This window comes from Pseudoalteromonas sp. G5_S1_54_S4 (genome assembly GCF_054968565.1).
The window spans coordinates 90,918-106,243 of the sequence record NZ_JBQKUL010000004.1; the positions used below are offsets into that span (position 1 = coordinate 90,918).

The window sequence follows — 15,326 nt, forward strand, 5'->3', positions numbered from 1 at the left end:
ATTGATAAAGCTTACTGCGCTTCATCCCGACAATTTTCATTTAAAAACTCAAACTCTATCGTTGTATGCGATAAATGATAGGAAGATAATTTAGCTGCAACTTCTTGTTTAAGCCTAATTAATTCTTTAACGTCAAAGTTGTCACTCAGCTCAAGGTGCGCTGTTAAAACGTGACTTTCACCATCTAGTGACCAAAAGTGCATGTGGTGGATACCATTAACTTCAGGAAATTCCATTAGTGATAGTTTAATACGCTTTTGAGTCTCTTTATCGGGTGCAGCTTGAAGAAATAAAACGAGTGTTGATTTCAGGTTTTTGAAAACATTAAACAAGATGAACAGCGTGAACCCTATTGATAAAAGGGGATCTAATATCGGCAGTTCAGCGAACAACAGTACGATAGAGACTATAAGAACGGCAACCCATCCAAGTACATCTTCAAGAAGGTGCCATGTCAGCACTTTCTCATTTAATGTTTCACCCGCTTTTAATTTTAATACCGCATATCCGTTAACGGCAACGCCGAGTATCGCTAGCCCTAACATCCCCTCGACTACAGGCATTTCAGGATTGGACAGCCTTGGAATTGCTTCAAATAAAATCCAAATTGAGCCAATGATTAAAACAATACTGTTTATCAATGCGCCAAAGAGAGTAAGTCTACGATAACCATAACTAAACTTATCTGATGCTTCTTTATCTGAAAAACGACTTAAAATCCACGCAAAACCTATTGAAAGACTATCACCAAGATCGTGAACTGCATCTGCCATTATCGCAGTACTGTTAGTGAGCCAACCACCTATAAATTCGATAATAGTAAATGTCACATTCAGAAAAAATGCCCAACCAATACGATCATCTTTAGAATGCTGATGACTGTGACTATGGTTGTGCATTTTGTACCTCCAGTGCTTTTGTATTTCTAATTTTTGATACATTCATATTAATCAAATGGCGAATCACACCTTGATACATCCAACGTTTTACTCCCGACAAATTAGTACCCTTTTCAAGATAAAACTCATCAGGGGAATCATAAAGCCCAAAGTCGTCATGAATACCTTCTTTTTGAATATAGGTATCTTGGCCGCACCAATTTGTGTTTGGTGAAGAGAAACACTTTGTTGCAACACCATAGACACAAAAGTCATCTTTTGCTTGGCTAAATTTCTGCTGTAGTGAGCTTAAGTATTGCTCATCCAATATAAAGCCCTCTAAGTTTATCCAGCGTCCATCGAAATAAACTTCTACCCAACTATGAATGATGTATTTAGGTGCTAACCAAAATACATAGCTAGGTATAGCCCCTTTTTGTAATTGCTGATCAATGGTAAAACCATGGAAACGACACTGGATACCTAGTCCACGCAATAGCGCCATTAACAGATTACCCTTAGTATTACATTGCCCATAACCATCTGCTAGTACATCGCTTGCTGCTATATCATCACTCTTGTTATAGCCAAACATTATTTCATCTTTCACAAATTGGTATGCTGCTCCAATTTTGTTGAAATCGTCTAAGCTTTGCCATCCTCGCTGATCGATCAGGGATTGGATATCTTTGTGTTCAAAATTAACGATATTCGTATTGTTTAAATATTTCTCGGTCATTTTTTATATATCCTTTTCGTTGCATACTTATACTACAGACTCTATAGTAACTATAGAATCAAATGTCTGGGGGAAATTGATGAAAATAGGCGAATTGTCTAAAAAATCGGGCTGTTCTATACAAACAATTAGATATTATGAAAGAGAAGGATTACTGTTAAATCCAAACCGTTCAGAAGGTAATTTCAGGCTGTATGATAGTAAAGGACTTAAACAATTGGAGTTCGTAAAACATTGTCGCAGCCTAGATATATCACTCAATGATATTAAACGTCTTATCGAATTAAAAAATAAGCCAGAAGAAAGCTGCTCTAGCGTTAATGCATTAATTGATCAGCAACTTGCACTAGTGAATAAACGCATGAAAGAATTAAGGGCGCTTAAAGCTGAATTACAACAGATGGCTAGTGCTTGTGGTTCGAACAATACTATTGAAGCATGCGGGATCATTAAGTCACTAGATAGTTAACTCTGTTAGAGGCATACGGGCAGAATATAGAACATTAATCGACTATTGCATGTCCTAAATGTGGACAGATAAAAACGGAAGAAATGCTGACAAATTCATGTCAGCGGTATCACAAGTATGAGTCACACAAGGTTTTGCCAAACTATTGAATGGTGACTGGTGTGTTTACTTCTCATATGGAACAGCAAAATTCCGCCAATTCTAGAACGACAAAATTAGTTGCAGCCGTTAATGCACTAGAGTGTTTAAATTGAAGTTTATTATTGACTCTTCAACGTCTGCTTTACACTCTGAATTTTCGTTAATAACTCAAAAGCTAACTTCCGCTTTTGGCTAAGTGAAGTCATAAGGTATTCATTGATGCTAATGTTCGCAATGTCGGAGGAGCTGCCGTTAGCAAATAGCATCAAATTATCGTAATATAACTGATTGAGTCTCAGATATTATGATTAAAAAATCATACTTTCATAAAAAGAGAGATTGGCGGCATCCCTTTAAAACCTTTCAGTCTAAAATGAGATCAATCTCAATCATTATGCACAGTCACAAATACTCCACATAGGTTGATCATGGCAGTGGCAAACGGATTATCATTTTTGGTATTGAGAGAGCCGTCGATAATATTCAAACAAGCACCTTTCTTATGGATGCTTTCAATTGCCTCAAGAATAGATTTTAACGACCGTCCCAAACGGTCGAGGCGAGTAACAATAACTTCATCACCTTCCCTGATAAAGTCGATGAGTTCCTAAAGCTTTTCTTCATTTCGAATCGAAGCACCAGACTGTTTGCCTTGGAATATTTTTTCACAGCCCTGAGCGTCCAACTTGGACAGTTGAACATTTAAATCTTGTTCTTTAGTTGAAACTCTTGCAAAACCAACTTTCATATATACGAAACCTGTAACTTTCGCACACCTTAACAATTAAATGAACGAAAGTATATTAAATAAATTTCGTACATGAACGTAATAAAAAATAGAAATTCGTACACTACGGATAGAAAATGAATGACAATTCTAACTATAAAGTGACTTAATTATTTCACACGCTTCACTTGTACACGAGCTTGCCATTTGTTGAAGCTCAGCTTGTAGTGCTTTGAGTTCTCCCATTAGATTGTTAACTAAAGCCAATTTAGCCTGTGTCTATCATAAGTTCAAAACTTAAACTTTAGATATAAGCTGAAATTGAGTCAATCGTATTACAAATACTCTTATTGATACTGGCTCATTACTTGCACTTTTTCGAGAACATGACCACATGTAGAGAATAATAGGCTAACAGTGGGAAATATTTACACTATCAATGTAAGGATTACTTATGAAATACTCAAGATTTGCTGCAATGATCATCACCTCAACCATTGCTATGTTTGTCATGATGTATCTCAACACTTACGCAGTATCACATATATGGTTTAGTGAAACGCGTATCTATATGGCGTTGTATATGGGAGCAGGTATGGCAATGATCATGCTGGCCTTTATGCTTGGCATGTACAGTAACAAGAAGCTCAACATGGCTATTTTTCTATTGGCGACAATACTGTTTGCCATATGTCTTTATCTTGTTCGCTCTCAAAGCACAATTTCTGACACTGCTTACATGAAAGCGATGATTCCTCATCACTCCATTGCTATTCTTACTAGTGAGCATTCAACTTTGGAGGATGTACGCGTGCGTGAATTGGCAAATGGTATTATTAAAGCCCAACGAAAAGAAATAAAAGAAATGGAATGGCTGATTAAAGATATTTCTGAAAATGGAAAGGTCAGCTCACAAGCTCAGGCTGAGCAACGACCGCTCCCAAAGTTTGAAGGCACACTGAACAAAGGAGACTAAGATGACTAAGACAGCTACCCTGTACAGAATGGTCACTGACGAACATATCTGCCCCTATGGTTTAAGGTCGAAAGATTTGCTGGAGAGGCAAGGGTATGATGTAGAAGATCATAAGCTCACGTCAAGACAACAAGCTGATGACTTCAAAGCTAAGCATGATGTCAAAACTACGCCACAAACCTTTATTGAAGGAAAGCGTGTCGGAGGATACGATGACTTAAGAGAGTATTTTGGTAAAGATGAAGCAGGTCAAACTGGCACAACCTACACGCCCGTTGTAGCCATTTTCTCGATAGCTGCACTTCTTGCTGTCGCATCTCAACATTTTGCTTCCGGCTCATTTATCTCCATCAGAACACTGATGCTATTTATAGCTTTTTCAATGACGCTCTTAGCGGTGCAAAAACTGAAAGACCTATACAGTTTCACAAATTCGTTTATTACTTATGATTTACTAGCGATGAGATGGATAAGATATGGTTATATTTATCCCTTCATTGAAGCATATGCAGGTATTGGTATGGTTGCCCAACTACAGCCTCTCGCAGTGGCACCATTTTCATTGTTTATCGGCACAGTTGGAGCAATTTCAGTTTTCAAAGCCGTTTACATCGACAAACGCCAGTTAAAGTGTGCCTGTGTAGGCGGCGATAGCAGTGTGCCACTTGGATTTGTATCGCTATCTGAAAACTTATTTATGATCGCGGGAGCATTGATTATGCTGCTGATGTAAAGGTATAGCTCTATTCGGCGGCCCCTTAACTGTTAAGATTAGACCTAGGATGCCAGCCCACACCTTTCTAATTCATATGTAACATTTTTTCTGTCGTACTGGCATCAAGATAACCAGAACTGAGCAAACAATCTCAAAGGTTGTACAAAATAACACTAAAGTTTTTTCATTAAGTTTTATTGTTATGCTCTTGTGGTGGCTTTCGCCACCACTTTATTAGTTTTCAAGTTCCACCATATCTTTCGCTGCAATGTCACCAGACACTAGCTTTACAGTTGCGAAATGATCATTCACAATTTTAGTAATTTGTACCGTTCCTACCTTTTCGATAGTGTAGGGATCTTCACCTTCACTCAATACTATTCTTTCATGGAATCTAATAACACTGTATTTTTGCCCAACCTCTGCGCCATGCTTAGCACCAATACAGATTAGAGTTCGATTATCAGAACTTTCTACTACCTGACCTCTCATCATGTATTTATGATAAAAAGTGGTATTGGAACAACCCACTAAATATAAACCGAATGTAAGCAATAAAAGAGCTTTTATATAGGGTGTTTTCATCACTGTTACCTCATTTGACTAACTAATTATCTATACACTTTTTTATGAATTCATTTGTTTTTCCGGCCAGCCCCCGAAGGTGCTTGATGACAACTCCAAGGCTTATGAACAGAGTTATCTTTGATGTTCTGATCAACAAATTTATAGTAACTTTCTTTAGTATGTGTCCACCAATCATTATGAACATCTGCGCCATACTTACGGATTACCTCCTCAATCCCATCAAGGCTTACGTTTGCGGCATCATAGGCAAGGTGTATTTCACCTTCTTTGATGTTGTAACTAACTTCATCTATACCAAAAAGCTGATCTATTTCTTTTACTAACTCGTCACAGCTTTCTTCTGTGACATTGCTAAGCTTTAGGTTTCGAACAACTAAATTTTGCTCTTTAACGCCAACTCTATGATTTAAATCGCTCATAATTTTTCTCCTAATGTTTGTGTGAATGCTGTTGATTGCTATCTTTCATTTCTTCCATTTTACGGTTCATCTGCGGCATCATGTTCCCCATCATTTCTAAATGATGTTCAGCCATCTTGATTTGTTGATGCATTGGCATTTCTTCCATGTTTTTGTGCATGGATTGCATCATCTTCATCATTGAACGGTGATGTTCAACCATCATCTGCTGTTGCTTTTCAGGATCTTTTTCAGTTTTAATGGCATGGACTTCCTTTTTCATTTCCATCATCTTTTTGTGCATTTCTCCCATGTTCTCATGTGGTATTGCCATGCCTTGATGCATATCAGCTTTGTTCGCACCTTCATGCTTATGCTCATTGTTTTGGGCAAATGAGCTAGTGGTTATAAGTAGTGAACTAATAAATAAAATTGATTTAGTTAACGTTTTCATGATTTTTACCTTCTACACTTTTATTAAAATTTGGGATCCAACTTGGTGTCGATTCCATATACCTGTGGTACTCCGAACCAAACTCAGCAATCGCTTGTGCTTCTTCGCGTTTCGCTAGCTTGACGTAAACAACGACTAAGATCGGAAACATCGCAAGTGTTGGGATTGTCGGCCACTGCAATAAAAAGCCGAACATGATTAGAATGAAAGCTACATACTGTGGGTGGCGACACCTTGCATACCATCCAGTTGTAGCCAATTGATGATGTTTTTGCGCGTGATGCAATACATTCCATGCTGAAGACAACATAAAGAAACCTGCAACAATTAACACCATACTCACTATATGAAATGGGTCCCAATGGGCATCACCTTGAAATCCAAAGAAAGTATGTAATAAATGCCCATTTTCATGCGCAAAGAAATTTACTTCTGGATAGGTCTCCGTCAGCCACCCCGACAGAAAATAGATAGTTAAAGGAAAGCCATACATTTCAGTAAATAGGGCAACAATAAAGGCAGAGAACGCGCTTAGACTTCTCCAATCAGTTGATGTTTTTGGTTTGACAAAACTAAAGGCAAAAAAGATAAAAATTGCTGAGTTCAGTATCACCATTGACCATAAGTCATAATCATATGTTTCATTCATCACTGCTCTCCTTTTTATGTGATTCCTTACGTGCCTTTTCTAACCCTTGTATGTAGCCATCGCGATAGGCTGCATTTTTATCCGTGAGTTCTTGAAAGCTCTCTTCCTTTTTTTCATCAGGCGCATGTGAATGATCGTGACCATGTTTACCATGACTGCCATGCATAAATACGTGCATCAAGGGGCATAGCAATAAAATCAAGTAGGGAAGAAATTGCAGCATATGTTGACCATGCTCAAGCACTAAGAAGTAGGTCACTGCGGCAATAAGTGCCAGTGCAGCCCAGCCTGTAGGTGTTGACCAAAAATTAGGGTGTTGATTTTTCATATTGCCCTCCTAAACGACTTTTAAGACACCGCGATACATTTGCATCTGACAGTGAAACTCATGCTCTCCCGGTGATAAGTTCAATAGGGTAATTTGAGTAATTTCATTTAATTTAAGCTGTTCGCTTATATCCAATGAAGGAATAAGCATTGTTTCAGCGCAGGGGGATTGATCTTTGCGCATAAACTTCAGAGTGACAGGTTGGCTAGCAGACACCTGAATTGAGGATGGGGAATACACACCATCCCTCACTTCAATGAGTACTTCATTACCTTGAACGATTGTTTTATTGGGTTTATATAGCCAAAACCACCAAACAATCAGCGCGATTAACATTAAGCCTAATAAGTTAATAACCATCATTGTGATTCTCCTTAATGCTCTTTTGCTTTAAAAAAGCGAAGTCGATTTGCATTTGACACTACAGTCAATGACGAAAACGCCATTGCAGCACCTGCAATTACAGGGCTAAGCAGAATGCCAAAGAAGGGATATAGAACCCCCGCAGCAAAAGGAATCCCGGCTACGTTATAGACAAACGCGCCAAACAAGTTTTGTTTGATATTTCGTAAAGTAGCTTTGCTTACCGCTATGGCATCAGCAAGGCCATGAAGTGAACCACGCATTAGGGTAATGTCAGCACTTTCGATAGCTACATCAGTCCCTGTGCCTATGGCGAAGCCAACATCGGCTAACGCTAGCGCAGGAGCATCGTTGATGCCATCTCCTGTCATACCAACAATTTCGCCGCCTTCTTGTAGCTCTTTCACCTTGTTGGCTTTATCTTCTGGCAGCACTTCAGCAAGAAACTCACTAATACCCACTTTTTTAGCTACGGCGGCAGCGGTTTCCTTGTTATCACCCGTTAACATGATGACGCGTATACCATTAGCATGAAGCCGTTTGATAGCAGAGATTGAGTCTGACTTGATAGGATCTGCAACAGCAATGATTGCTGCAAGTTCACCATCTACAGCAAAGTACATAGGTGTTTTGGCTTCTTTGGCTAAAGACTGTGCTTGTTCAACAAAGCCTGTGAGGTCTATGCCTTTTAACTTCATTAGTTTATCGTTTCCGAAAAGCAGGGCTTTGTTGTTGCAGCTTGCTTCTACACCAAAACCCGTAATGGCGTTAAAGGCTTCAATTTTTAGTAACTCAATATCCTGATCTAACGCACTTTCAACAATCGCTTGCGCTAAAGGATGCTCTGAGCCGCTTTCTAAACTTGCTGCAAGCTGTAGTACGTCTTTTTCGTCAGTAGCTTTTGCTAAAATAATATCGGTTACCTTAGGTGCCCCTTCAGTAATAGTGCCCGTTTTATCTAAAATCATGGCAGTGATTTTAGAGGCGGTTTGCAGTGCCTCACCGTTGCGAATAAGCACTCCGGCTTCTGCTGCTTTTCCTACTCCCACCATGACAGACATGGGTGTTGCCAAGCCTAAAGCACACGGGCAGGCAATAATAAGCACAGTAGTTGCTGAAACGATGGCAAAAGCAATGGCTGGCTCAGGTCCAAAGTTAAGCCATGCTAGCGCACTTAACACAGAGGTAATCATCACGACAGGTACGAAAAAAGCTGAAATAACATCGGCCAAACGGCCAATCGGCGGTTTTGAATTTTGTGCTCGTTTCACCATATTGATGATCTGTGCAAGCGCCGTGTCTTTACCAACGCGTGTGGCTCTAAATAAAATCATGCCTGATTTGTTCAAAGTACCTGCGACAACCTCATCTTCTTCAGCTTTTTCAGCAGGCATAGGTTCGCCTGTCAGCATGGACTCATCAATAGAGGTGTGTCCTTCCAATACCACGCCATCGACGGGAATTTTTTCACCCGGTTTTACCTTCACAATATCGTTAAATAAAACCTGCTCAATACCTATCTGAACTTCTTTGTTGTCACGAACCACGGTTGCTGTTTTGGCTTGCAAGCCGATAAGACGTTTAATGGCCTCAGAGGTTTTACCTCTGGCTTTGATTTCTAATGCTAAACCTAAATCAATTAAGCCAATGATCATGGCGGTAGCTTCAAAATAAACATGCCGTGCCATCAATGGAACAGCGTCAGGTGCAAACACGACAACCATCGAATACAACCAAGCCGTGCCTGTTCCTAAAGCAATTAGGGTGTCCATATTGGCTGAATGATTTTTGAAGCTCTTCCATGCTCCTACATAGAAATGCTTGCCTGAAAAATACATAACACCAAAAGTTAAAATGCCTACAACCAACCAAGAAATTCGTTCAAGGTTTGTTTCAACCGTCATTTCTCCAACTACAATGCTGTAGATCATCAAAGGAACGCCGAGTGAAAGGGCAATAAACGTATCGCGCATTAGCTTCTTATAATATGCCCAATCAGCCGCCTCTTTCTCATCAAGCGCATCTGTTGCCGAGCTATCATCAATTGGCTTCGCGTTATACCCCACAGACTCAACAGCTTTGACCAATTCTTCTGTCTTAGCTGTCCCAGAAACTGTTACAGTCCTATCAGCAAAATTCATTTCCGCACTGACGACTCCAAGAGTTGCATTTAATGCCCCTTCAATTTTGCCTACACAGCTAGCACACCCAGCGCCTTCAATGATAAGCTGTTGGTTATGTGATACTTTCTCCAACGTATTCTCCTTACTTTTACACGAAGAGGATTGAGCTTTTGCCTGACAGCAACAGCCTGATTCAGTTTTTATATTTGTGTTAGTAGCCACCCTTTTTCCTCCTATGTTTTTTTAATTTGCTCAAAGTTTTCGATGAGATGACAAACCATGTTTGCAGTCGGTGCTTTGTCTTCCATTTCTTCCCATCGAGAAAGCGCAGAAGACATTTTTCCTCGAAGTGCCAACATTGCTTGAAACTGTTTTTCTGTTTCTTCAAGCCGCTCTTTGATCAGGCTTCTGACTAATGGGCACGCACTTTTACCATCTTCAGATTCATTAATAATTTCCTTGATATCTACAACGGAAAAACCAAGGTTTCTGGCACTTAAAATGAATTTAAGTCTCGATACTTCTTTATTCGAGTATGACTTGTAGCCGTTCACTGACTTGGCAGGTTTTAACAATCCCAATCGCGAGTAATAGCGCACCGTATCAGCAGTCGTTCCAAGGCTTTTTGCCAGCTCTGCAACTTTCATGTTCACTCCTTAGTTCTTCACCTAAGTTTGTAATCTCACCTACAGCTTAGACCTGTGTCTAAGACACAGGTCAAGTGATTATTCGTGATTAATAATGCAAAAGCTAAAAACTAATTTTTTGGTAAAAGAGAAATCTCGGTCAAAATCGACAGCATTAAGTACTGTAAATGGCAATAGTTTGAGCATTTTCATAGTGCCTTCAAAATATCGTACTAATCGTTCAAAACAATTGGTTATTTAAACCAATGAAAAAATCATTCTATTTTGATGGGAGTGGCGAAAAAAAGACGCACTGTTCCCGTGATTAGCCAATAATTGGTGGACGATAAAGTAAGAGATGGATACCAGATTTTGGTAGGGGTATACGCTGTAGAATTAGCTCAGAATGAATATTGCAAATACCTTCGTCTTGCGCTTCCACAAGATAGGCATTTAAATGAAAGCTTGTACAAAAACCGCCTTCACAACAAACACAATCACCAGCTTTACATTTTTCACAGTCTTCATCACCATGACGGTTTTTAGAATCTTGCGAATTTTCAGTGTGATAGTGACTATTGTCAATCATTGATTGATGATGCATATTTTTGCTTGGTTGTATAATATGCGTGTCGGATGAGCCATTATGATGCTCTTCACAATTCATTGGTTTAGCAATCGCAAAGCCATGCTGCGTAAGCAACACAGTTATTATTACTATTTTAAACCACCTGAAAAGTCCAAACATTATCATTCCTTCTTTAGCACCTACAATATTAGCCACTTTATAAAAATAATTTTATGATCTTGATCAACCTTTGAACTAAAACCTACGTTCTAACCTAGCCCTTAAAGTCTGCTTCAAAACATTTTATACACACTTTTAATATACGAATTACTCTAGTACTGCTGAGTTTACTAGCACCATAGAACTTTTAAAAACAACAGCAAAGCCACCATTCATAGCCACACTAATCAGCGCTTGGTCTTCAAAAATTATGCTGCCTAGCTTGTAGTCATGTTTGAAATCGGCCACCTCTAATTGGCTGACAATAAAAAGCTCTTCATAAATTGTTATTAAGATGCCAAAATGCCCATATTGACGTATTGCTTGCCTAAATTGTTGAGTATCATTGAGCCACGACATGATTCTCCTTTCTATACTAGGTTGCTTCCAATAAGTAGCTAATCGTTTTTGTTGTGGCGTAGCACTCTCATAGATAGTTTCGAGATCATTTAACAAGGTTTGCAGTAAAGATTCCGCAAGTAAGCTTGACTTCACCATTAAGGAGGAAATGGATTCATTTTGTCCTACTTCAAATTGTTCTTGGAGTAAGATATCTCCGCCATCAAGCATATATGTGATTTTGTGTATGCTTACACCTGCAAATTCTGGTAGATCCACAATGTAAGTTAATGGCGTAGGGCCTCTACCTTTAGGTAAAAGTGAGGGATGAATATTAAAGGCATATTTTATATCTGTTATGGGCAGTCTATATCCATAGTCAGCAACGACAAAAAGAGTTACTCCAGATTTTATATATTCATCAAGTTCTTCTTTAGTCGGTCTTAAAGAATGTGTCATTATCTTATGTATGCCACAAATTCGTTTAACGATACTTGCGTTTTCCTCTACATCATTAATATAAACAGCTTCAACACTAAAGCCTTGGTTAACCATAAATGTTAAACAGTTTGAAAAGAGATTATTTCCGAAATAGAGGACTTTCATATTCAATTGATCCATTCGATAGCGCTAAAGCCAGCAAAAAGCAAAGGTTGGTGAAGTAAATAAATCAGTAAAGAGTGTTGACTAAGCAATGTCAAATAAGGGTTTATCGCATGTTGATTGGCGGGAGCCAGACGAAAGATTCGGAAATTTGCAGCCCAGATACCGAGCAAGGGCAAAGCCAACCAAGGAAAAAGAGTAACCAAGTCACTAGGATGTTTTGAAATATATTGTTCAATATAGCTAAAAGGCCAATTCCACGGTATTTCTATCGCTATGTATGCGCTAAAAATAAATAAAGATAGCAGCAAAGCAAGTTTAGGTTTCCCCACCAACCAAACTAATAGAAGTGTTGCAACTGCTATGAAGTGTAAAATACCAAAGTAAATCCAATGTTCTGGCAAGGTAAATAGTGAGGATAAAGTCACTAGTAACGCAGCACTAGATATCTTAACCGTTCGCCAAGCTAATTTCTTCGCTGATATACCACCTTGATAGGAATAAACCAGACTGGCACCAACAGAAAACAAGAACAAACTTACAATTATTGCTCTTAGCTCTTTCCAGAAAAAGCCGTTAGGTATGTCTGTTCTAATATAACCAAAATAGTTTAAATCCCAGACAAAATGAAAAGCTACCATCAATATAATTGCGGTAGCTCTCATTAAATCAATGTAGTTATTTCTTCGTATTAAAACCAAAATCTTAAACCGGCAACAAACTCAGTATCGTTGCTGCTCTGCTCGTTTAGCTTGGCGTAATCTGCTGTGCTACCAAATTTATTAGTCCACTCTACACCTACATAAGGTGCAAATTGGCGAGTAAATTCATAACGAACCCTAACGCCAATAGCAGTACTAGATAGCCCACTGCCTAGCTCATTTTGTTCATCGTCTTTACCATAAAATGTTATTTCAGCACGAGGCTGTATAATGAGCCTTTGTGTTAAAAGCAGCTCATATTCAGCTTGTGCTGTAAATGCTGTATTGCCGCTCTCACCTACATACGCTGTCATATCAAGCTCAAACCAATAAGGTGCTAAGCCTTGAATACCAAACGCTAACCATTGACGGTTTTTGCCTTCTTTATAATAATCGTAGCGAATACCGACTTGCGTATCCCAATAAGCCGAAATTGCATGACCCCATAAAATATCAGTTTGATTTTCTTCAAGCTTGCCATAACTAACATCGCCCTCGGTTTTTATCACTAATCGATTAAAGGTGGTGCCGTACCAAGCTTGTAAATCGAAAACAGCAGCATCGGCTTGTTCGTTATACTCAAGGCGATCACCTAAAATAGCGTAAAACTTATACTCATCTGCAAGGGTTAAGCGCTCGCCATCTGCTAAAGCATATGGCCCTTGCGTTAAGGTTGTGCCATTAGCATAAGCGTGTGGATCGCGAGCATTTTTAGGGGCATCGCCGCCTTGCGGCTGCATTTTATCGCCCGCCATATCGCCAGACATGTCGCCCATTTCAGTTTGAGCAAACACATTCAGGCTCAATAACGGTGCGCTAATTAATAGTGCACTAGTAAGTACTGTTGATAAGGTTAAATTTCTCATGATACAACCACCTCTCTAAACATACCTGCATCCATATGAAACAGTAAATGACAATGCCAAGCCCAACGACCAAGATCATGTGGCGTAGTTAAAAAGCTAATTCTTTGGGCGGGCTGTACCATTATGGTATGGCGGCGAACTAACACATCGCCTTGATCGTTCTCCAAGTCGCTCCACATACCATGTAAATGCATAGGGTGTGTCATCATGGTATCGTTTTGTAAAATAACTCGTACCCGCTGATTATGCTTCATATGCACAGGGGTACTTTTACCAAACTCTAAGCCATCAAAAGACCAGCTGTAGCGTTCCATGTTGCCGGTTAAATGCAGCTCAATTTCGGCTTCGGGTGCTTGGTGGTCAACTATGCCATCAAGAGAGCGTAAATCTGCAAGTGTTAAAACTCGACGGCCGTTATTGCGCAGCCCAACACCAGGATCGTCTAAGTTTGTGCGTGGCGTATCAACGCGCTGATCAATTGAGGCGCCATATTCTGTTTTAGCGTGGCGAACTTTCTGACTTGGAACAGCCAGTGGGTTTTTACCCATATTATGCTTACTATGGTCCATTGCCATTGCACCGTGGTCCATTGTGCTATGATCCATTGCCCCCTGATCCATACTGGTTTTGTCCATGCTAGCGTGGCCCATAGCGCTGTGATCCATTCCAGGCATAGCAGAGTGATCCATATTGCCCATCATATCCCGCATTGCTAACCACTCAACTGGGTCAAGTGCAGGCACTGGCGCATCAATATTAGCAGCGACAGACAAAGTCCCTTTGGCATAACCTGAGCGGTCCATGCTTTGTGCAAAAATTGTGTATGCGTCATTTTTAGGCTCAACAACCACATCGTAGGTTTCACCTGGACCAAAGCGAAACTCATCTACGGTAACGGGTTCAACATTTTGTCCATCTGCTTGTACCACAGTTAATTTTAACTCTGGGATACGTACATCAAAAAAGGTGTTACTTGAGCCATTAATAAATCTTAAACGTACTTTTTCGCCCGCTTTAAACAGCCCACGCCAATTAGCCATTGGCGCAGTACCATTCATTAAATAGGTCATTGCCGAAGCCGATAAATCAGCTAAATCGGTTGGACTCATTCGCATCTGGTTCCACATTTCACGTCGTTGAAGTGCATTAGCAACGCCGCTTGTTGCTATGTCATCAAAAAACTCAGGTACAGTGGGCTGATTAAAGTTAAACACATCCCCCTGAATTTTTAATTTACGGAATAACTCCATTGGGTCATCATCAGTCCAATCAGACAATAGGATGACATGCTCATTGTCAGCACTAATAATATCCTTTTCTCTTGGCTCAATAATTAATGCGCCGTACATACCTGTCATTTCTTGAAAGCCACTGTGTGAGTGATACCAATAAGTACCGCTTTGTTGTAACTTAAATTTATAAACAAACGTTTCGCCAGGCATAATGCCTTTAAAGCTAATGCCCGGTACACCATCCATTTGATACGGAAGAATGATCCCATGCCAATGAATTGAACTCGGCACTGATAATTTATTAGTTACCCTGATAGTAACGTCATCACCTTCTCTGAGGCGCAAGGTAGGAGCTGGTATTGAGCCATTGATTGTTGTAGCCATTCTTACAACACCTGTGAAGTTTACGGGTGACTCATCTATCACTAAATCTATTACTTCTCCACTTAGTTCGGGCGCAGTACCTGTTGAAGTTCCAGCAATCAAAGATGAAGCTGCATGAAGAACACTTGGAAAAGCAGCTAATACACCGCCAGCAATTACACCTTGTACAAAGCGTCTACGTGGCGTAGAAACTTGATGTAATGGATTTTTAATTCTCATTTTGTACTCCGTTATTTAACC

At 39.7% G+C, this 15,326-nt stretch carries 18 protein-coding genes and 1 pseudogene; 3 read left to right on the top strand and 16 right to left on the bottom strand.

The window, feature by feature from the left end:
- Positions 1-11 precede the first annotated feature (11 nt).
- Positions 12-899, bottom strand: a complete 888-nt coding sequence (locus tag ACTRWE_RS03010) for a cation diffusion facilitator family transporter (RefSeq protein WP_008464143.1) — start codon at positions 897-899, stop codon at positions 12-14.
- Positions 886-1,617, bottom strand: a complete 732-nt coding sequence (locus ACTRWE_RS03015; RefSeq protein ID WP_008464145.1) for a transglutaminase-like domain-containing protein — start codon at positions 1,615-1,617, stop codon at positions 886-888. Before ACTRWE_RS03015 ends, ACTRWE_RS03010 begins: the two co-directional genes overlap by 14 nt.
- Positions 1,618-1,696: 79 nt before the next feature.
- Between ACTRWE_RS03015 and cadR the strand changes: the two genes are divergently transcribed.
- Positions 1,697-2,086: a Cd(II)/Pb(II)-responsive transcriptional regulator gene (gene cadR, locus ACTRWE_RS03020; RefSeq protein WP_041695792.1), complete on the top strand. Its 390-nt coding sequence runs from the start codon at positions 1,697-1,699 to the stop codon at positions 2,084-2,086.
- Positions 2,087-2,612: 526 nt separating this feature from the next.
- Here cadR and ACTRWE_RS03025 read toward each other — a convergent pair.
- A pseudogene (locus tag ACTRWE_RS03025) lies at positions 2,613-2,975 on the bottom strand (recombinase family protein).
- A 433-nt stretch (positions 2,976-3,408) separates the two neighbouring features.
- On the opposite strand from ACTRWE_RS03025, the gene ACTRWE_RS03030 reads away from it, so the two are divergent.
- A complete protein-coding gene (locus ACTRWE_RS03030) occupies positions 3,409-3,930 on the top strand; it encodes a DUF305 domain-containing protein (protein WP_008109672.1) in 522 nt (173 codons plus the stop codon).
- A 1-nt stretch (position 3,931) separates the two neighbouring features.
- On the top strand, positions 3,932-4,663 hold the full coding sequence (locus tag ACTRWE_RS03035) for a MauE/DoxX family redox-associated membrane protein (RefSeq protein ID WP_008109669.1): 732 nt from the start codon (positions 3,932-3,934) through the stop codon (positions 4,661-4,663).
- A 216-nt stretch (positions 4,664-4,879) separates the two neighbouring features.
- Here the strand turns inward: ACTRWE_RS03035 and ACTRWE_RS03040 are convergent, their stop codons facing one another.
- The 13 genes from ACTRWE_RS03040 to ACTRWE_RS03100 all read right to left on the bottom strand — a co-directional run bounded on the left by ACTRWE_RS03040 (position 4,880) and on the right by ACTRWE_RS03100 (position 15,305).
- Positions 4,880-5,230, bottom strand: a complete 351-nt coding sequence (locus tag ACTRWE_RS03040; RefSeq protein ID WP_004589646.1) for a hypothetical protein — start codon at positions 5,228-5,230, stop codon at positions 4,880-4,882.
- 50 nt (positions 5,231-5,280) lie between these two features.
- Positions 5,281-5,652 (bottom strand): heavy-metal-associated domain-containing protein, encoded by a 372-nt coding sequence (locus ACTRWE_RS03045; RefSeq protein WP_462879472.1) that lies wholly within the window; start codon positions 5,650-5,652, stop codon positions 5,281-5,283.
- A 10-nt stretch (positions 5,653-5,662) separates the two neighbouring features.
- The gene (locus tag ACTRWE_RS03050) at positions 5,663-6,085 is read right to left on the bottom strand and encodes a hypothetical protein (RefSeq protein WP_008467863.1); all 423 of its coding nucleotides are present in this window, start codon (positions 6,083-6,085) and stop codon (positions 5,663-5,665) included.
- Positions 6,069-6,734 (bottom strand): methyltransferase family protein, encoded by a 666-nt coding sequence (locus tag ACTRWE_RS03055; RefSeq protein WP_010558024.1) that lies wholly within the window; start codon positions 6,732-6,734, stop codon positions 6,069-6,071. Before ACTRWE_RS03055 ends, ACTRWE_RS03050 begins: the two co-directional genes overlap by 17 nt.
- Positions 6,727-7,062, bottom strand: coding sequence for a DUF2933 domain-containing protein (locus tag ACTRWE_RS03060; RefSeq protein ID WP_008467859.1), 336 nt, complete (start codon positions 7,060-7,062; stop codon positions 6,727-6,729). Before ACTRWE_RS03060 ends, ACTRWE_RS03055 begins: the two co-directional genes overlap by 8 nt.
- A gap of 9 nt (positions 7,063-7,071) precedes the next feature.
- Complete coding sequence (locus ACTRWE_RS03065; protein ID WP_004589267.1) at positions 7,072-7,425, bottom strand: cupredoxin domain-containing protein; 354 nt, start codon at positions 7,423-7,425, stop codon at positions 7,072-7,074.
- Between the two features lie 11 nt (positions 7,426-7,436).
- Positions 7,437-9,680 carry a heavy metal translocating P-type ATPase gene (locus tag ACTRWE_RS03070; RefSeq protein WP_462879473.1) on the bottom strand — a complete coding sequence of 748 codons (2,244 nt, stop codon included), beginning with the start codon at positions 9,678-9,680 and terminating at the stop codon, positions 7,437-7,439.
- A 101-nt stretch (positions 9,681-9,781) separates the two neighbouring features.
- A complete protein-coding gene (locus ACTRWE_RS03075; protein WP_008109656.1) occupies positions 9,782-10,195 on the bottom strand; it encodes a MerR family transcriptional regulator in 414 nt (137 codons plus the stop codon).
- Between the two features lie 304 nt (positions 10,196-10,499).
- Positions 10,500-10,922, bottom strand: coding sequence for a hypothetical protein (locus tag ACTRWE_RS03080; protein WP_138739853.1), 423 nt, complete (start codon positions 10,920-10,922; stop codon positions 10,500-10,502).
- A gap of 147 nt (positions 10,923-11,069) precedes the next feature.
- Positions 11,070-11,921, bottom strand: coding sequence for a formyltransferase family protein (locus ACTRWE_RS03085; RefSeq protein WP_238529425.1), 852 nt, complete (start codon positions 11,919-11,921; stop codon positions 11,070-11,072).
- Positions 11,909-12,604, bottom strand: a complete 696-nt coding sequence (locus ACTRWE_RS03090) for a heparan-alpha-glucosaminide N-acetyltransferase (protein WP_259413530.1) — start codon at positions 12,602-12,604, stop codon at positions 11,909-11,911. Before ACTRWE_RS03090 ends, ACTRWE_RS03085 begins: the two co-directional genes overlap by 13 nt.
- Complete coding sequence (locus ACTRWE_RS03095; RefSeq protein WP_008109642.1) at positions 12,595-13,470, bottom strand: copper resistance protein B; 876 nt, start codon at positions 13,468-13,470, stop codon at positions 12,595-12,597. Before ACTRWE_RS03095 ends, ACTRWE_RS03090 begins: the two co-directional genes overlap by 10 nt.
- A complete protein-coding gene (locus tag ACTRWE_RS03100) occupies positions 13,467-15,305 on the bottom strand; it encodes a copper resistance system multicopper oxidase (protein ID WP_138686577.1) in 1,839 nt (612 codons plus the stop codon). The genes ACTRWE_RS03095 and ACTRWE_RS03100 overlap by 4 nt, the downstream gene beginning before the upstream one ends.
- Positions 15,306-15,326: the final 21 nt, after the last annotated feature.